Annotated in this window: 22 protein-coding genes; 12 read left to right on the top strand and 10 right to left on the bottom strand. The window is 64.1% G+C overall.

Annotated features, from left to right (window positions below):
• Window positions 1-43: 43 nt before the first annotated feature.
• Complete coding sequence (locus AC1VON_RS27370; RefSeq protein ID WP_483125512.1) at window positions 44-754, top strand: hypothetical protein; 711 nt, start codon at window positions 44-46, stop codon at window positions 752-754.
• Window positions 755-897: 143 nt separating this feature from the next.
• Window positions 898-1,545 (top strand): glutathione S-transferase family protein, encoded by a 648-nt coding sequence (locus AC1VON_RS27375; protein ID WP_483125513.1) that lies wholly within the window; start codon window positions 898-900, stop codon window positions 1,543-1,545.
• Between the two features lie 15 nt (window positions 1,546-1,560).
• Here AC1VON_RS27375 and AC1VON_RS27380 read toward each other — a convergent pair whose 3' ends face one another.
• Window positions 1,561-1,731, bottom strand: a complete 171-nt coding sequence (locus AC1VON_RS27380) for a hypothetical protein (RefSeq protein WP_172349470.1) — start codon at window positions 1,729-1,731, stop codon at window positions 1,561-1,563.
• 103 nt (window positions 1,732-1,834) lie between these two features.
• Between AC1VON_RS27380 and AC1VON_RS27385 the strand changes: the two genes are divergently transcribed.
• Together AC1VON_RS27385 and AC1VON_RS27390 are read left to right on the top strand one after the other, a co-directional pair.
• Window positions 1,835-1,981, top strand: coding sequence for a hypothetical protein (locus tag AC1VON_RS27385; RefSeq protein WP_172349469.1), 147 nt, complete (start codon window positions 1,835-1,837; stop codon window positions 1,979-1,981).
• Window positions 1,944-2,330, top strand: a complete 387-nt coding sequence (locus AC1VON_RS27390) for a hypothetical protein (RefSeq protein WP_172349468.1) — start codon at window positions 1,944-1,946, stop codon at window positions 2,328-2,330. Before AC1VON_RS27385 ends, AC1VON_RS27390 begins: the two co-directional genes overlap by 38 nt.
• Window positions 2,331-2,501: 171 nt before the next feature.
• Here the strand turns inward: AC1VON_RS27390 and AC1VON_RS27395 are convergent, their stop codons facing one another.
• Window positions 2,502-2,864 (bottom strand): hypothetical protein, encoded by a 363-nt coding sequence (locus AC1VON_RS27395; RefSeq protein ID WP_172349467.1) that lies wholly within the window; start codon window positions 2,862-2,864, stop codon window positions 2,502-2,504.
• Window positions 2,865-3,106: 242 nt separating this feature from the next.
• Here AC1VON_RS27395 and AC1VON_RS27400 point away from each other — a divergent pair, with 242 nt between their 5' ends.
• Window positions 3,107-3,547, top strand: coding sequence for a lipid-binding SYLF domain-containing protein (locus AC1VON_RS27400; RefSeq protein ID WP_172349466.1), 441 nt, complete (start codon window positions 3,107-3,109; stop codon window positions 3,545-3,547).
• 71 nt (window positions 3,548-3,618) lie between these two features.
• On the opposite strand, the gene AC1VON_RS27405 is transcribed toward AC1VON_RS27400, so the two are convergent.
• Window positions 3,619-5,241: an ABC-F family ATP-binding cassette domain-containing protein gene (locus AC1VON_RS27405; RefSeq protein WP_172349465.1), complete on the bottom strand. Its 1,623-nt coding sequence runs from the start codon at window positions 5,239-5,241 to the stop codon at window positions 3,619-3,621.
• A 387-nt stretch (window positions 5,242-5,628) separates the two neighbouring features.
• On the opposite strand from AC1VON_RS27405, the gene AC1VON_RS27410 reads away from it, so the two are divergent.
• Both AC1VON_RS27410 and AC1VON_RS27415 read left to right on the top strand, forming a co-directional pair.
• Window positions 5,629-5,940 carry a hypothetical protein gene (locus tag AC1VON_RS27410; protein ID WP_172349464.1) on the top strand — a complete coding sequence of 104 codons (312 nt, stop codon included), beginning with the start codon at window positions 5,629-5,631 and terminating at the stop codon, window positions 5,938-5,940.
• Window positions 5,941-5,971: 31 nt separating this feature from the next.
• Window positions 5,972-6,325 (top strand): hypothetical protein, encoded by a 354-nt coding sequence (locus AC1VON_RS27415; protein ID WP_172349463.1) that lies wholly within the window; start codon window positions 5,972-5,974, stop codon window positions 6,323-6,325.
• A 96-nt stretch (window positions 6,326-6,421) separates the two neighbouring features.
• Here the strand turns inward: AC1VON_RS27415 and AC1VON_RS27420 are convergent, their stop codons facing one another.
• Complete coding sequence (locus AC1VON_RS27420) at window positions 6,422-7,501, bottom strand: transporter substrate-binding domain-containing protein (protein ID WP_172352918.1); 1,080 nt, start codon at window positions 7,499-7,501, stop codon at window positions 6,422-6,424.
• Between the two features lie 412 nt (window positions 7,502-7,913).
• On the opposite strand from AC1VON_RS27420, the gene AC1VON_RS27425 reads away from it, so the two are divergent.
• A complete protein-coding gene (locus AC1VON_RS27425) occupies window positions 7,914-8,402 on the top strand; it encodes an RrF2 family transcriptional regulator (protein WP_172349462.1) in 489 nt (162 codons plus the stop codon).
• A 99-nt stretch (window positions 8,403-8,501) separates the two neighbouring features.
• Here AC1VON_RS27425 and AC1VON_RS27430 read toward each other — a convergent pair whose 3' ends face one another.
• From AC1VON_RS27430 to AC1VON_RS27440, 3 genes are all read right to left on the bottom strand, one after another.
• Entirely contained in the window at window positions 8,502-8,930 is a 429-nt protein-coding gene (locus AC1VON_RS27430) for a cupin domain-containing protein (protein WP_172349461.1), read from the bottom strand.
• Between the two features lie 52 nt (window positions 8,931-8,982).
• On the bottom strand, window positions 8,983-9,735 hold the full coding sequence (locus tag AC1VON_RS27435; RefSeq protein WP_172349460.1) for an SDR family oxidoreductase: 753 nt from the start codon (window positions 9,733-9,735) through the stop codon (window positions 8,983-8,985).
• A 64-nt stretch (window positions 9,736-9,799) separates the two neighbouring features.
• Window positions 9,800-10,279, bottom strand: coding sequence for a carboxymuconolactone decarboxylase family protein (locus AC1VON_RS27440; protein WP_172349459.1), 480 nt, complete (start codon window positions 10,277-10,279; stop codon window positions 9,800-9,802).
• Window positions 10,280-10,406: 127 nt separating this feature from the next.
• On the opposite strand from AC1VON_RS27440, the gene AC1VON_RS27445 reads away from it, so the two are divergent.
• Entirely contained in the window at window positions 10,407-11,384 is a 978-nt protein-coding gene (locus AC1VON_RS27445; RefSeq protein WP_172349458.1) for a LysR family transcriptional regulator, read from the top strand.
• On the opposite strand, the gene AC1VON_RS27450 is transcribed toward AC1VON_RS27445, so the two are convergent.
• Window positions 11,363-11,962: a YdeI/OmpD-associated family protein gene (locus AC1VON_RS27450; RefSeq protein ID WP_483125514.1), complete on the bottom strand. Its 600-nt coding sequence runs from the start codon at window positions 11,960-11,962 to the stop codon at window positions 11,363-11,365. The two genes, AC1VON_RS27445 and AC1VON_RS27450, sit on opposite strands and share 22 nt — an antisense overlap.
• Before the next feature lie 195 nt (window positions 11,963-12,157).
• On the opposite strand from AC1VON_RS27450, the gene AC1VON_RS27455 reads away from it, so the two are divergent.
• Together AC1VON_RS27455 and AC1VON_RS27460 are read left to right on the top strand one after the other, a co-directional pair.
• Window positions 12,158-12,502: a VOC family protein gene (locus tag AC1VON_RS27455; RefSeq protein WP_483125515.1), complete on the top strand. Its 345-nt coding sequence runs from the start codon at window positions 12,158-12,160 to the stop codon at window positions 12,500-12,502.
• Window positions 12,503-12,924: 422 nt separating this feature from the next.
• On the top strand, window positions 12,925-13,653 hold the full coding sequence (locus AC1VON_RS27460) for an SDR family oxidoreductase (protein WP_483125516.1): 729 nt from the start codon (window positions 12,925-12,927) through the stop codon (window positions 13,651-13,653).
• Here the strand turns inward: AC1VON_RS27460 and AC1VON_RS27465 are convergent.
• Window positions 13,650-14,639, bottom strand: coding sequence for a LysR family transcriptional regulator (locus AC1VON_RS27465; RefSeq protein WP_483125517.1), 990 nt, complete (start codon window positions 14,637-14,639; stop codon window positions 13,650-13,652). The genes AC1VON_RS27460 and AC1VON_RS27465 overlap by 4 nt on opposite strands.
• Before the next feature lie 22 nt (window positions 14,640-14,661).
• A complete protein-coding gene (locus tag AC1VON_RS27470; protein ID WP_483125518.1) occupies window positions 14,662-15,567 on the bottom strand; it encodes a S1C family serine protease in 906 nt (301 codons plus the stop codon).
• A 329-nt stretch (window positions 15,568-15,896) separates the two neighbouring features.
• Here AC1VON_RS27470 and yghU point away from each other — a divergent pair, with 329 nt between their 5' ends.
• Window positions 15,897-16,763 (top strand): glutathione-dependent disulfide-bond oxidoreductase, encoded by an 867-nt coding sequence (gene yghU, locus AC1VON_RS27475; RefSeq protein ID WP_483125519.1) that lies wholly within the window; start codon window positions 15,897-15,899, stop codon window positions 16,761-16,763.
• The last annotated feature ends 26 nt before the right edge of the window (window positions 16,764-16,789 follow it).

Raw genomic sequence — 16,789 nt, forward strand, 5'->3', positions numbered from 1 at the left:
GAACTGTCGTTCCACGAAGGCCCCTGATGAGCGAACATGAAACATGGCAGCCAAGAAGCGCGACTCCCTGCGGAAGATCCTGAGCGGCATCGTCGCCGCGATTGCCGCCTCGCCTGATCGCACATCAGAGCAAGGCGCGAGCGCCGCCAAGGCGTCAGTGGTCGCCGAATGGCCGCTGCCGCCATCGGCGACGCTTGGCTCCGCCTTGCGCCTGAAGGGGATCGAACGCGAAATTCGAGCCCGCCTGCCATGGGCAGTGAGGAAGTTTGCCAAGGCTGATACAGGCCGCATCGTATTGCGCATGTTGAAAACCGACGCGGATGCGTTCCAGGCCGCCTCTGAAATCATCTCCAGGACGCTGGAGGGCATCGAAACACTGGCCGTGCTGCCGCGCGAGGCAGAGGACATTCTCACCATCTCCGCCCGCGAGCGCCATAAATGGCTGAAGGACGGTCGCCTGAAGAGCATCGGCACCCGCACCGTCAAGATGCGCGGGCGATCCAAGGCGGTGACCTTCCACGTTTTCGATCCACGCCACATCGAGGACATTCTCGATCGTGACCTGGCCAGCGCCTGGCGGGAGGAAGATGCGCGGGAAGCGTCCGAAAACAGACGGCGCGGTGCCGGTAAGGCCGCTCTGACGCGAGCTGGAAAACGGCAGCGTAAGGCGCGCAGCGCCAGGAGTTCAGGAAAGGATAATACTCCACGGCTGGAAGGTTGGGACACATTCGAGGCGGAAGGCCTGCTGCGCTAGGACCGAGGACGCACTGCTCCGGTTCGAGCCGCGAAATCCAATGGCCGAAAAACGAGATGGCGTGTCGGGAATGACGTCGGCCCTTCGTCCTCTGGGTGCCACCACCAAGAACCGGACACCGAACCGACCACCGGAGCCTGCCAATGACCCCCACCATCACAGCCTTTGAACGATCGCCCGATGGCGGCAAGGGACTGGCGCGTGATACGCGCGTTCGCTGGGCGCTCGAGGAAGTGGGCCAGCCCTACGAGGTTCGTCTCGTTTCCTTCGCCGGAATGAAGGCGCCCGGCCATCTGGCCATCCATCCCTTCGGCCAGATCCCCACCTATGAGGAAGGATCTCTGTGCCTCTTCGAGACCGGCTCGATCGTCTTTCATCTTGCCGAGCAGCATGCGGGCCTTCTGCCTCGGGATCGCGATGCCCGCGCCCGCGCGATCACCTGGATGTTTGCCGCGCTCAACACCGTCGAGCCGCCGGTCCTCGACTTGACGACGGCCAGGATATTCGAAGCCGACAGGTCCTGGGCCAAGGAACGCCTGCCCTTGGTGAAAGACCGTGTTCGGGCAGTGCTGGACAAGCTCTCGGCCTATCTGGGCGCCGCAGAATGGCTCGATGGTGCATTCAGCGCGGGCGATCTGTTGATGGTATCGGTGCTGCTTCGGCTGCGAATGTCAGGCATTCTGGACGAATATCAGACCCTGGCTGCCTATGTCGCGCGCGGCGAAGCCCGGCCTGCTTATGCCAGGGCCTTCGCCGCGCAATTTGCGATAAACGCCCTGTCAAAGAGCTGACGCTATCAAAACCGATCAACGGTCTTGCGACCACGCTCCCAAGCCGGCCATGTCGGTCAGGCGGATCGCTGCCAGCGTATCGATCTCCTTCAAGACCGGCGTCTGCCGGGTGGCCTGCGCTTCGGGTTCGCTCTTGGCGGTGATGAGGCGGGCTTGGCCAATCATGGCTCGAACGGCGATCAGCATGCGTAATGTCCCTTAGCTTGTCTTGGGCTAAGAACTTGGCGAATGCACTTACGTTCCAAAGGCTGCTGACAAAGCCGTTCGGTGCAATCCAATGGCGGCTACGATGAGCCACGCAGCCCTTATCCAACAACAGAAAGTGATGGCCGGGATCAAAACCGTTTTAGGCAAGCTGCGAGTGAAGCGCTACGGTGGTGGTCAACTGGGGCAGGTAAATGAGTGGAATGAAGTGGAACGCAACGACAGCGACTGAGGCCCCCAGCTCAAATAGCCCCGATGAAACTATCGCTGGGACCAAAAATTTTGGAAGCGTAACGCAGGAACCGGTTCGCATTGAACAGTTTTGGGACAGGAACCGATTGGTTCCACCATTGATGGAGAGTTATCTTCCAAGCAATAGAATGTGGGCAGACGGAATATCAACGGTTGTTCAGCTCTTCATCGCATTTTTTATATCTGCAATAGTTTTTCATATTTTTTTAAAGATCGATAAAATATTTGCGGCAGTCACTCTCTTGGCGTTCTCATATATATTTGGTAGCTTTAACGCAAGAATGGCTCGCGCGCAGCGCAGATTTTATCTAGCCAAGAAAATAGAGTGAAGAAATTTGCAGGCCCTATAAATCCAGCTTTTAGGCGGTATATCGATAGGCGCTCGGGGGCAACGCTTCACCCTGAGACCGCCAACTATGTCCTGATCGACGTCGCCAGCGGCATGTTGCTGAGAGCGGCCCGCCGTGCGTGAGCCAGGCAGGCTGCCCCTCTAGCCACGACTACGGATATTTCGCCTGTGCGGCCGCCGGGCTCAGGTCACCCTCCAGCTCCTTCGGCAAGGGCAGGCTCGAGCATTGCAGGTGCACCTCGCGGGCGAACAGCTTTCGCTGCTTCTGCTCGGCCTCCTTGGTGGCCGCGATGATGCCTAGGCCGTACGGGCCAAGCGCCGCGAATTCCCAACCCGGATGCTGTTTCTCGCGAACCGCATAGTCCGCCGCCGCCGCGCGGGCCTGCTGGCATCCCGGCGACGCCCATTTCGGGTCTTGCGGCGAAAGCGACGCGCCATAGTCGACGGGAGAGGTCGCGCATCCAGCCACCGTCGCGGCCAATGCGGACATTGCAATGCGTATCGCAAGTCTCATCCCCGAAGCCTCTGCTGTTTGCCGTTCCGCTTTCCACGGACATTCGGGCCGCGCCATCACGTATACGCGATGTGCCGCTCCAGCGCTTGCCACAGGCCTCGCTTCGTGTCGATCTTCCCGCGGCCAGATTCGGGCCGCGTGCCTGGAACCAAATGACCGGCGAGACTGTTCAGTTGTAACTTTGACACAGCGCTGACGCGCCCGGCTGGTTGGGCAAGCGGCGATTTTAAGGAGCTTTCATCATGAAGATTTCGTCCGGATTTCGGTCCGTCGCGGTTGCCGCCATCGCCACGGCGGCAGTCAGCGTCGCCAGCGCCGCCCATGCCGATAGCGGCACGATCCGCTTTGCCGTCTACAAGGCTGCCTTCTTCGTCGGCGGCTCCGGCGGCGAAGGCACGTTCACCTTCCACGGCAAGACCTATCCGATCTCGATCGGCGGCGTCTCGGGCGGCCTCGCCTTCGGCGTTTCCAAGACCTATTTCCACGGCACCGTGCGCCACATCAGGCGCGCGCGCGACGTGACGGGGGTCTATGGCGCGGCGGGTGGCGGCGGCACGCTCGGCAAGGGTGCCCAGGTGATCGTCATGACCAATGACAAGGGCGCCCAGCTCGAACTCACCGGCAAGCAGGTTGGGCTGCAGGTCAACGCCGATCTCAGCGGCATGGCCATCTCGCTGCGATAAGGGCGGTCATTCCGCCCTTTACACGCAAGCTGGTCACAAGGGCGGCGTCGGCTCGACGACCGCCCTTGATGTCAGCTCCGCAAGCCCGGTGCTTCCTGCCCCGTCCTCTCGACATATTCCGTATAGCCGCCGCCATAGGTGTGGATGCCTTCGGGCGTCAGCTCCAGCACCCGGTTGGAGAGCGCGGCCAGGAAGTGCCGGTCGTGCGAGACGAACAGCATCGTGCCTTCATATTGCGAGAGCGCCTCGATCAGCATCTGCTTGGTGGCGATGTCGAGGTGGTTGGTCGGCTCGTCCAGCACCAGGAGGTTGGGCGGATCGAACAGCATCAGCGCCATCACCAGCCGCGCCTTCTCGCCGCCTGACAGCACCCGGCATTTCTTCTCGATCTCGTCCCCGGAAAAGCCGAAGCAGCCGGCAAGCGCGCGAAGCGGCGCCTGGCCGGCCTGCGGGAAATTGTCTTCCAGCGTCTGGAACACGGTGCGCTCGCCTTCCAGCAGCTCCATGGCGTGCTGGGCGAAATAGCCCATCTTCACGCTCGGTCCCCGCGCCACCGTGCCGGTGTCGGGGTCGGAAGCGCCGGCCACCAGCTTCAGCAGCGTCGACTTGCCGGCTCCGTTGACGCCCATGATGCACCAGCGTTCGCGGCGGCGGACCTGGAAGTCGAGCCCCTCATAGATGGTGCGGCTGCCATAGGCCTTGTGCACGTTCTTCAAGGTGACGACATCCTCGCCGCAGCGCGGCGCCGGCTGGAATTCGAAATTCACCTCATGGCGGCGCTTGGGCGGCTCGACGCGGTCGATCTTGTCGAGTTTCTTCACCCGGCTCTGCACCTGCGCCGCATGCGAGGCGCGCGCCTTGAAGCGCTCGATGAAGGCGATCTCCTTGGCCAGCATCGCCTGCTGGCGCTCGAACTGCGCCTGCTGCTGCTTGTCGGCGATCGCCCGCTGCTGCTGGTAGAATTCGTAGTTGCCCGAGTAAGCGGTCAGCGAACCGGCATCGATCTCGACGATCTTGTTGACGATGCGGTTCATGAACTCGCGGTCGTGCGAGGTCATCAAGAGCGCGCCGTCATAGCCCTTGAGGAACTGCTCCAGCCAGATCAGGCTTTCCAGGTCGAGATGGTTGGACGGCTCGTCAAGCAGCATGACGTCGGGCCGCATCAGAAGGATGCGCGCCAGCGCCACGCGCATCTTCCAGCCGCCGGAGAGCTTGCCGACATCGCCATCCATCATTTCCTGGGAAAAGCCCAGGCCATCGAGCACCTCGCGCGCCCGGCCGTCGAGCGCATAGCCGTCGAGTTCCTCGAAGCGATGCTGCGCCTCGCCATATTTCTCGATGATCTCGTCCATGCGGTCGGCCTGGTCGGGATCGGCCATGGCGGCCTCCAGTTCCGCCATCTCGGCCGCCACCTCGCTCACCGGCCCGGCGCCGTTCATCACTTCGGCGACAGCGCTATGGCCCGCCATGTCGCCGACATCCTGGCTGAAATAGCCGATGGTGACGCCGCGATCGACCTGCACCTGGCCCTCGTCGGGCTGCTCCTGGCTGGTGATCATGCGAAACAATGTCGTCTTGCCGGCGCCGTTCGGCCCGACAAGGCCGACCTTCTCGCCCTTCTGCAAGGAGGCCGATGCCTCGATGAAGACAAGCTGACGGCCGTTCTGCTTGCTGATGCTTTCAAGTCTGATCATGCGGTTTCCGGAGAATTGAAACTTGGGAGGATTTTCCCGGGGCCATACGCGATGGCGCGCATCAAAGGAAGAGGCGCTACCGCCGCAGCGGGCGCGACGCTTCTCCCTTCTCCCCTTGTGGGAGAAGGTGGCCTCGCAAAGCGAGGTCGGATGAGGGGTGCTCCAGCTTGGCACCGACGGTCCTCTGTGGCGCGCCCCTCGTCCGTCTCGGCGCTGCGCGCCGATCCACCTTCTCCCACAAGGGGAGAAGGGAAAAAGGCCCCCAGACACACTTCAGAAACAAGATTCAACATCCGGGAAAAACTGAGGAAAACATCGTCTGCGATAACCATCCTCGCGGCGGTCGAACAGAGACCGCCACATCAACGCAAAGGGATGGTCCCGACAATGCAACGACGTTCGACCGGATGGATGGGTGCCCTGACCGGCATTTCGCTTGCCATGCTCGCGGTCGCGCAGTCGGGTGCGGAGGCGGCGGTTACCCGGAGCGAATATTGCAGCCGGCTCGGACTTCAACTCGACGGAGCCATCCGGACCAAAGCCGAACCCGGTGCCAGTGCGAGCCAGATCGCGCAGGCAACGGCACTCCAGGACAAGGCGAACCGGTTCTGTTCCGAGCGCAAGCAGGCGCAAGGCATCCGGACCTACGCCAACGCCCTGAAACTTCTTGGCGTGACGCCGGTCGACCTCGACCAGTGACAGCAACCATCAACCCCTAGGGAAGCCTACCATGAACAAGCCCCTCCTCTCTGCCCTCGGCCTGGCCATCGCTCTCGGTCTGGCAATGCCGGTTGTCGCCAATGCGGCGGCCACGACAGCCACCACGACGACGACGACAGCTCCGGCCACGACGACCGCCCCCGCGGCCGCTCCGGCGGCTGCCGCTGCCGTGGACGCGGCGAAGACGCCGGTCAAGGCGGCCGCGCACAAGCGTCACCGGCACCACAAGAAGCACCACGGGCATGTGCGCAAGCACGCTCACCGGCACGCGGGCAAGAAGCACGGCCACCGGCACGTCGCCAAGAAGCATCACCACATCCGTACCCACAAGAAGCATGGCCACAAGCACGCCAAGGCTGCTTGAGCTGCCCTGACTTCTCTCTGACTTCCTCCCGGGAAAAAGCCGCCACTCGCATGAAGCGAGGGCGGCTTTTTCTTGCGCGCGCTGCCCTTTGCCGAGCTATTTCTCGCCCAGATACTGGAAAACGGCCTGCTTCCACCAGTCGCTCTCCATCGTCTGCAGCAGGGCGACATCGAGAGGTTTGCGCAGCGGGCTGCCGAGCGGCAGCGCGATGGCGTATTGCTGCTGGTCGAAGCTCGCGTCGAGAACCTGCAGGCTGGTCGCGTAGTTCTGCCCGACCAGCCAGCCAAGCAGCGGCTTGTCGTGGACCAGCGCATCGATCTTGCCGGCGCGCAGCGTGTCGAGGCCTTGCTCGACCGTGGCGAAGTCCTGATGGCGGGTATGGGTCGAATCCAGGTAGGACGCCGTCGACGAATTCCGCACGGCGCCGACCCTGACCTTGGCGAGATCGCTTTCGCCCTGCACCATGCCTTCCATCTGCGTCACCGTCAGCACCGATGTGACGCCGGCGGTGAACACCGCGATCGCGATGATCGAGCCGATCATCCAGATCGCGGCGAGCACGCGTCCCGGCACGGTCCGCGGCCCGAAATCGCCGGTGCTGGCCTGTGTCGCGGCGATGGTCGACCACCACATGCTGGAAAACAGGCCCCTGGCGACGCCGCCGCCGAAATCATCATTGTGGCGGCGCTCGAACATCCAGATCAGCACGCCGACCACCACCGATATGACGATCAGCCCCAGCACCGCCTGCAGGAATCCGAACGAGGTCAGCGCGCGCAGCACCGGCCGCCAGGAGGGCTGGCTGTTGAGCGGCGTGGCGATGCCGAGCCCGGTCGAGAAAAAGGGCTGCGTGAAGTCGACGACCTTTTCGCGGTCGGCGGTGACCGTGATCGCGGCCATCGCCGCATCGAACTTGCCGCCGACGACACCGTCGATCTGGTCCTGCACGCTTGGCACTTCGACATAGCGGAAGCGAAGGTTGAGCCGCCCCGCTATTTTCTGCCAGAGGTCGACGCTCAACCCCGACCAGGTGCCGTCCTGCAGCTTGAAGGCGAAGGGCGGCGCGGCCTTGATCCCGACCGCTATCTCCTTGGCGGGCAGGGACGAGGACTGATCGGTCTGCGCGGTGGCGCCGGTTGCGGCACACGCGACGGCGGCGACGAGGAACAACGTCATCGCCCACGAAGCAACTCTTCTCAACGGCAAGGACTTCCGCGACCAGCTCCGCCGCCCGATCGTCGCGGCGTTCGAAAAGTAGCGGTCACGCCGCCCTTCGTCCACCCGCGATGTTGGCATCGGCCAGCAAGCGGAGCACGATAGGCCGGCGCCGATTCAAGTAAAAACAGGCAGTTAGCGCAATTTCGCGATTCACCTGTTGAACCGCCAATGCCGAGTGCGGCCCGAACCTGTGGGCCGCTCATGCCGCTGTCGAAGACGACAGTGCCGGGATCGAGCGGCGGGCCTGCGACGGCGGTCCGGCCTCGACCCACAACCGTCCGACCGTGCCGCCGGAACCTGTCTGTTTACACCATGGCAGAATAGGGATATTTCATATCCTTAATAGAGTTCGGTCGGCCGGAATCCGTGGATGATCCTGAAAAGCCAAGTCGAATGGGCGCTGCACTGCTGCGCCATTCTCGCCGGTCTGCCCGAGGGGCGCTATCTTTCCACGAAAGCGCTCGCCGAATTCCACGGCCTTCCCAAGGAATATCTTTCCAAGGCTCTGCAAAGCCTGTCGCAGGCGGGTCTGGTCGCTACGACGCTGGGGCCGTCAGGTGGATACCGGTTGGCGCGGCCACCGGCCGAGCTGACTTTCCTCGACATCGTCGAAGCGGTGGAGGGCAAGGCGCGGACGTTTGTGTGCAACAACATCCGCGAGAACAATCCGTGTCGTCCCCAGGGCTATTGCGAAAGCGGGCCTTGCCCGGTGGCGCGCATCATGTGGGAAGCCGACGAGGCCTGGCGTGAAAAATTGCGCGCCGTCAGGCTTTCCGACCTGACCGAAGCGCTGGCCCTCGACATTCCGGCGGACCTTTGGAAAAGCAGCTTCGAATGGGTGCTGGAGCGAGCCGGATGACCGCGACGGGCGACGGGCCTCTCGTCGCGGGTAGAACCCCCGTGATCCGGGTTAACAGGCACGGCCGGACGCCAGGAAGGGGCGCCCGGCCTTTTGCACCTACTTCTTGATCGGATAGGTCAGTTCTTTCTGAGCGGTATCGACCACGAAGACGGCCAGCAGCTTTGCAGGCTTCGTCTTGCTGCCATTCGCGCTCACGCTGTGGCGATCGCCCGGCATCTCCGAAAAGCTTTCGCCGGCCTTGTAGACCTTGATCGGGCCGTCATTGACCTGGCTGCGGATGGAGCCCTCCAGAACCGTCGCGTAGATGAAGGCGGAGCTTGGATGCGTATGCGCCTCCGAAGTACCGCCCGGGCCGTATTCGACCAGAATACCCTTGATGCTCTTGCCCGGGACATTCGGCAGCTCATGCTCATAGACGAGGGTGACCTTGGCCGCCTTCTGGCCGGCGTCATGGGCCTCTGTGGCTCCGGCCGGGCCGGCCAGTGCTGCCGTCATGACGAGGGCGGCGGCTATTGACTTGAACATCTGAGAACTCCTTTTTGTGTTGAGCGACGTGCCGCGACCCGCATCCTGGCGGTCACTTCCGCGCCGAGGTCGGAAACCACTGCTCGAAGGTGATGCGGCCAAGACGGGGATTGTTGTCGGAGACGAGCGAAGTGTCGTTCAGCCGCGCGCCGAAGTAGAGCGCCTCCGGATCGGCCACCACCTCGCGGGGATCGCCGACAGCCTTGAGGTAGCGGGCGACGAGCTCGCTCATGCGCACACGCTCTGGACCTGAAATCTCGATCATGCCGTTGATCGGCGCGGCGAGCGCGACCCCGGCCATGACGTCGGCGACGTCGTCCGATGCGATGGGCTGCACATAGGCCGGCGACAGATGCACGGCCTCGCCAACAGTGCCCGACTTGGCGATGCCGGCCAGGAATTCCATGAACTGCGTGGAATGAACGATGGTGTAGGGAATGCCGGAAGCCTTGATCAGATTCTCCTGGACGAGCTTGGCGCGGAAATAGCCGCAATCCTGCAGGCGTTCGGTGCCGACCACCGAGAGCGCGATATGGTGCCTGACCCCGGCGACCTTGTCCGCGGCGAGCAGGTTGCGGCCCGACGTCTCGAAGAAGTCCATCGCCGCCTTGTCCTCGAAGGAGGGTGAATTGGCGAGGTCGATGACGACCTCCGCGCCTTGGAGCGCCTCTGGCAGGCCTTCGCCGGTGATGGTGTTGACGCCGGTATTGGGTGCGGCGGCAATCACCTCGTGACCTTGCCCGCGCAGGCGTTCGGCGGTCTTGGAACCGATGAGACCGGTGCCCCCGATGATGACGATTTTCATAACAGTCTCCGTTTGCGGCCGCACTGTTGCGCCGCATCGATCGATGGGTTTGTTCGGCGACGGGTTAGTTCAGGCCGGCCTTGTCGAGACCGTAGGCCTTGTCCGCGGAGCCGGGCACGGTCTTGAAGGCGACGTTGACGCGGTTCCAGGCGTTGATGGCCATGATCGAGAAGGTGAGGTCGGAGATTTCCTTTTCAGAGAGCTGCCCGCGCACGCGCTCGTAGAGTTCGTCCGGGATACCGCCTTCGGGGAGTTTGGTGACGGCCTCGGTCCAGGCAAGGGCGGCGCGTTCACGGGGAATGAAAAGGCTCGATTCCCGCCAGACGGCGACGTGGTAAAGCCGCAGCTCGCTCTCGCCATGGATCTTGGCTTCCTTGACATGCATGTCGAGGCAGAAGGCGCAGCCATTGATCTGGGAAGCCCGGATGTGGACCAGATCGCGGATCTTCTCTTCGATGGCGCCATGTGTCTCAGCCATGCTGAGATCGATGAGCTTCTTGAACAATTCAGGCGATTGCTGCGCGGCGTTGAGGCGGTGTGTCATGGCTTTCCCTTATTTGAGGATATTTTATGTCCTTAAGGATATTTAATATCCATAATCTCTGGACAGTAAAGTGCCACCCGCCTAGAATGCGGACATAAGGCTTATGTCGAAAAGTATGAGGGCGAGGATGGACGTCGTATCGGCGTTGCGAACGTTCCTGCGCGTGGCGCAGACAAAATCCTTCTCTGCGGCTGCCATCGACCTCGATCTGACGCAGCCGGCTGTATCCCGGCAGGTCTCCGCTTTGGAGGCGCATCTGAAGACCCGCCTTCTGCACCGCACGACGAGCGCGCTCGCCCTGACGGCGGAGGGTGAACGGGTGCTGCCGATGGCGCTGCGCGTCATTGAAGCGGTCGAAGCGCTCGGCCAGGCCAACGGCGCCGAAGCGGCAGCCGTATCCGGAAAGGTGAGGCTCAGCCTGCCGACGCCGCTTGGTTTCTTCATCAGCGACCGCCTGGCAACGCTGCTGGAGCGCCATCCGGCACTTCAGGTCGAACTGCTCCTTCGCGACGAGCCGTCCGAGCTGGTCGCGAACGCAATCGATCTCGAGGTACGGCTCGGGCCGGTAGGTGACAGCAGCCTGATGTGCCGCCGGATCGGCTGGACAACAGCCTTTCTCGTCGCCTCGCCAGCCTATCTCAAGGGACGCGACGCACCGCGAACCCCGCAAGACATCAAGGATCACGCCTGCATCTGTTACAGCCGTGGCGGCGACGGCCGGTCATGGTCGTTCTCCGGTGGAGCGGATGACGTTGTTCTGCGCATCGAGCCCCGCCTTGTCGCCAACAATTCAATGGCCGTCCATCGCGCGGCATTGGCAGGAGCCGGGCTTGCGGTGCTCTCCCACATCCTGGCCGGGCCGGACATCGAAGCCGGCAGGCTGGTCAGGCTGATGCCGGACTTTCCGCCGACACGCCTGCCGATCAACATCGTCTACCCATCCCGCCGGAATATACCGCCGCGTGTGACGACAGTCCTCGATTTTCTTGTCCAGGCCGTGCGCGACGACATCCTGATGGCGTCGGCGCCGCCCTCGCCGACCATTCCTATAACGTCGACCCACGCTCCAGCGCCGGACGCGCCCTACTTCTTGCCCTGCGGATAGATCGTCTCGCCGCGCTTCAGCATCGCCACGAAGGTCTCGATCTTCTTCTTGCGGCCGGCCTCGGTCTTCATGTTGTGGGTGCGGAAGGCGAGCGAGAAGCGGTTCTGCGCGCTGAGCTTTTCCAGCATCGCCTTCGCCGCTGGTTCGGCGTCGATCGCCGCCTGCAGATCGTCAGGGATTTTCATCTCCTTGCCGCTGCCATAGGCGCGCGCCCAGCGTCCGTCGGCCTTGGCGGCCTCGACCTGGCTCAGCCCATGCCCGGTCATGCGGCCCTCCTCGATGAGCCGCGCGACATTGTCGATGTTGATCTTGCTCCAGATGCTCTTCCTGCCGCGCGGCGTGTAGCGCTGCAGGAAACTGTTCTCGTCGAGCCCCTTGCGCACCGCGTCGATCCAGCCGAAGCACAGCACGACGTCGATGGCCTCCTTCGGCGTGATCGACTTCAGCCCCGAGCCGACCTTGTGCACCTTGATCCACACTTCGGTTTCCGTGGCATGGTGCTGGCCGAGCCAGGCGTGGAAACTGGCCGCGTCGGGGAATTCCCGGACCTTGGCGGGATCGACCTTGACCGGTGCCATCAGCCAGCCCGCCTGTTCGGCATCATTGTCGCTGGCGTCGCTTTCATCTTGCCTCCGTCATGGTGCGATTGCCCGCATCATGGCGCAGTCCACTGTCAGTTTTAGGCAGCAGTGGGGCACGCCGCCGCGAAGCAACGGAACGGCCCATCCATCGCCGCGTTGCGGCTTCAGTGCAACCGCCCGATGGAGGTCCCGATGGCGATAGAGACCATTTTCGCCCATGTCAGCTGTTCCGATCTCGAAGCCAGCATCGGCTGGTACGAAAAGCTCTTCGGCAAGCCGCCGCTGCGCCGGCCGATGCCGGGGCTGGCCGAGTGGCACTTCACCGAGAGCGCCGAGCTGCAGCTGTTCGAGGACAAGGACAAGGCCGGCACCTCGACGCTGACGCTCGGCGTCCTGCCCCTGGCACCCGAACGGCAGCGGCTGGTGGCGGCCGGCCTCCAACCCGGCCCGATCGAGGAGGCCGACCATTTCTGGATCATGCGCATGCGCGATCCCGACGGGAACCTGGTGGTGTTCGCGAGCCACGAACGCGAGTAGGAGCGCCGAACTGCGCCCGCACGGCGGGAAGATAGGCCGCCTAGGCCGGTGGCGGGGTGGCCGGCGTCAGTCCATGGCGGCGTATGATCCCCATCATCCCGGCTTTGTCAGGCGGGCCGCCCGCGGTGGCGTGGAACATGGCGAAGATCTCGTGGAAATAGTCCGGGCCGATCGCCGCCGGGGACATATTGCGCGACATCGAGGAGGAGTGGCGCACCGAGCTCGGGCCGGAGCGCTTCACCAGCTGAAGGCGCTGCTGTTCGCGGTGTGGGACAGCCCGCTGGTGCGTTGAACGAGACGGTCCCACTGGGCGGCCAACACCATCGGCCTCTCCGATAGCACCATCGGTTTCTTCCGTTTTCCCATGGTGCCCTGACCTGCCAATCCCCTGCCCTTGTCCAATCCAGCAAAGGCAGAGCGACATGAGCATTTCAAACCAGAAAATCCTGATCGTCGGCGGCGGCTCCGGCATGGGCCTGGCGCTGGCCAGGCGTTGCGTCGAGGCCGGTGCCGAAATCGTCATCGCCGGGCGCGGCGACCAGAGGCTGCAACAGGCGCGCGAGGCGCTCGGCAATCCCGCCGGCCTGGAGGTAGCCGTCGTCGACATCGCCCGGGAAGACCAGGTTGCGGCGTTGTTCGCGCGCATCGGCGGGCTCGACCACATCGTCAGCACGGCGGCCGATATTGAAGGTGCCTACAGGCTGCTGCCGGAGCTCGATCTCGAGGCGGCGCAACGCGTGGTCGAGAGCAAGTTCTATGGCCCGTTGCTGCTCGCCAAGCACGGCGCGCCACGGCTGGCGGCAACCGGCTCGATAAGCTTCGTTTCAGGCATCGCCGCCTACCGGCCGGCGGCGCGCGGCTCGGTCGTCGCCGCGGTCAATGCCGCGCTCGAAGGGCTGGTGCGGGCGCTTGCCGTCGAGCTCGCGCCGATCCGCGTCAACGCCGTCTCGCCCGGCTGGGTCGATACCGAGATCTGGGCGCAGGTCGCCGGCGACCGCAAGGCAGAGACGCTTGCCGCGATGGCCGAGCGGCTGCCCGTCGGCAGGGTCGGCCGACCGGAAGACATCGCCGACGCCATCGCCTTCCTGATCGGCAATGGTTTTACCACCGGAACGACGCTGCATGTCGAGGGCGGGCACCGGCTGGTTTAGCTGGTGACGCTCGTTTTCAGAGAGTTGTTTGGAAACAGGGCCTTGGACCCTTCGGCCGATTCAAGACCTGAACGAGCCCCGGAGCGTTCCGGCGCCAGTATGTCGCGCGCGGCGGCGAGCAATTGCCTGAGCGCCGGCGGCTGGACGCGCCGGCGCCGCCAGATCATCGCCAGCGGCGCCGCCCGCATCCGGCCGGGCCATGGCAGTTCGACAAGATCACCACGCTCAAGCGCGTCGCTGGCGGCAAGGCGTGGAACGAGGCCCAGGCCGGCGCCCGCCGCCACCAGCCGGACGATGGCGCCGATGCTGCCGGCTTCGGCGGCAAGCCTCGGTGCCGCCATGCCCGCCTCGGCAAAAGCAGTGTCGACCATATGACGGTAGATGCACCCAGGCTCGGTCGCCACGAAGCACAGCGCGGCAAGGTCTTCCAACCCGCGTGGCGCGGTGGCCTGCCCTGGAGCCGCGACCAGCACCAGCGGTTCGGCCCCTATCGTGCGGCTGGCCAGGCGTTCATCGGCGGCGCCCCCCACGCGGTCGCGACGTTCGAAGCAGAAGGCGACATCGATATCGCCATCCCTGAGCAGGTGCCGCAGCGTGCCGCTGTCGGCCACCTTCATCCGCACGGTGATCTCTGGATGGCTGGCCTGGAACCCAGGCAGCCAGGGCGCCAGCCGGGCCGAGGCGATCGTTTCCAGCGCGCCGATGCTCAGCGCCCCGCTTGTCTGCCCGGCGGCCAGCAGAACCGCCGCGCGCGCCTCGACGTCGAGCCGCAGCAACTCTTCCGCGATCGGCTTCAGCGCCAGCCCCGCCGGCGTCATCTCCAGGCCCGACTTCGAGCGCGTGAACAAGGCAGCGCCAAGCTCGGCCTCGAGGGTCTGGATCTGGTCGCTGACACTCGATTGCGCGAGGTGAACCGCCTCGGCGGCGCGCGTGATGTTGCGGCTGCGCGCCACCGCGAGAAAGGTCTTGAGCAGTCTTGGATGCATCGCCTGGCCGAAATCGCCCAGCCTACTGCAATTGCGGCTTCTTCAGGAAGCTGCCGCGGTCCGCGGACTTGACGCGCAGCCAGGTCTCGCGGCCGTCGCGCACCACGCGCATCGGGATTTCGGCACCGGCCGAGCCGCTGTCCCATAGCTTGCGGTAGAAATCGGCGAGCCCGTCGACCGCGCCGTCGCGGACCTCGGAGATGACGTCGCCCTGACGCAGGCCGGCTTTTGCCGCTGGGCCGCCCTCGGTCACGCTCATCACCACCACCTTGCCGTCGCTCTCGGCCGACAGGGCGCCAAGCCATGGACGCGGCGGCCTGGCCACCTGGCCGCGCGTCAGGAGATCGTCGAGGATCGGCGGCAGCAGATCGATCGGCACCACCATGTTGATATCGGCGACCTCGCCGGCGCGGCTCATCTGCAGGCGCAGCGAGCCGATGCCGAGCAGTGCGCCATCGGCGCCGAACAGCGGCGCACCGCCCCAGGACGGATGCGCGGGCGCGATGAAGATCGCCTCGTCGAGCAGATACTCCCAATAGCCGGCGAATTCCTGCTTGGTGACGATCTTGGCCTCGACCGCCCGGCCGATGCCGTCGGCAAGCACCACCGCGTCGCCGATCCGGGCCTTGCCGGCATCGCCCAGCGCCACCGCCGGCAGGCCGGTCGGCGCCAGTGCCTGGACCAGACCGAAGCCCGATTCCTGGTCATAGGCCAGCGCGTGCGCCGGGATGACACGGCCGTCATGCGCGGTCAGCCAGACCTCCTCGGCCTCGGTGATGAGATAGCCGATGGTCAGCACCAGCCCGTCATCCCGGATGACGACGCCGCTGCCTTCCCTGAGCGTGCCCAGCGCGCCGGCCGTGAAGGCATCGTCGGGAACGGTGGCGCGCACGGCGACGACGGAGCGCGGGTTGGGATTGATGGCCATGATTTTGTCCTGCGATGCAAATGCCCTGGCGGCTTCTTCTATAGGTATGCCTCGGAGGGGATGGTGCAAGGGGTGAGAAGCGGTCCGCGCGGCGGACGAAAAGCCAATTGCTTGGCTTTTCGAGCTTCGAACGGTGAAGGCCCGGTCGGCCTTCAGGGGCTGAACGCCTGAAAGGCAGGAGCCAGCGAAGGGCGGCACGCGGCGAGAAGGTCGAGACCGGCACCCACATTGACAATAGTTCAACGCAAGTTGAACTTCCGCCTCCGCAGCCCTAGCTGTAGATGGATCTGCCCATCCCGTCCCACGCTATCTTCCCCACGAGGCCCGACATGACAGAGTACACCCCGCCGAAAGTATGGACCTGGAACAAGGCAAATGGCGGCGCCTTTGCCAGCATCAACCGGCCGATCGCCGGGCCGACGCATGACAAGGAATTGCCCGTCGGCAAGCACCCGCTGCAGCTCTACTCGCTGGCGACGCCGAACGGCGTCAAGGTCACCGTCATGTTGGAGGAGCTTCTGGCGCGCGGCCACGAGGGCGCCGAATACGATGCCTGGATCATCAGGATCAACGATGGCGACCAGTTCGGCAGCGGCTTCGTCGAGGTCAACCCGAACTCCAAGATCCCGGCTCTGATGGACCGCAGCGGCGCGACGCCGGTGCGCATCTTCGAATCCGGATCGATCCTGGTCTATCTCGCCGAAAAGTTCGGCGAATTCCTGCCCACCGAGCAGCCGGCGCGCGCCGAAGTTCTGTCCTGGCTGTTCTGGCAGATGGGCTCGGCGCCGTATCTTGGCGGCGGCTTCGGCCATTTCTACGCCTATGCGCCGCAGAAATTCGAATATGCCATCGACCGCTTCTCGATGGAGGTGAAGCGGCAGATGGACGTGCTCGATCGCCGGCTTGCCGAGACCGAATATCTCGGCGGCAAGGACTATTCGATCGCCGACATGGCGGTATGGCCCTGGTATGGCGGGCTGGCGCTTGGCCGCATGTACAATGACGCCGCCGAGTTCCTGTCGGTGCAGGACTACAGCCATGTACAGCGCTGGGCGAAGGCGATCGACGCCCGCCCCGCGGTCAAGCGCGGCCGCATGGTCAACCGCGCCTTCGGCGAACCGGCCCTGCAGTTGCACGAGCGCCACGACGCCGGGGATTTCGACACCAAGACGCAGGACAAGCTGGCCGCCGAATAGACAGCGGCAAGACCAGCTTCACAAGA

Source organism: Mesorhizobium sp. HAY1-8B, from assembly GCF_056868045.1.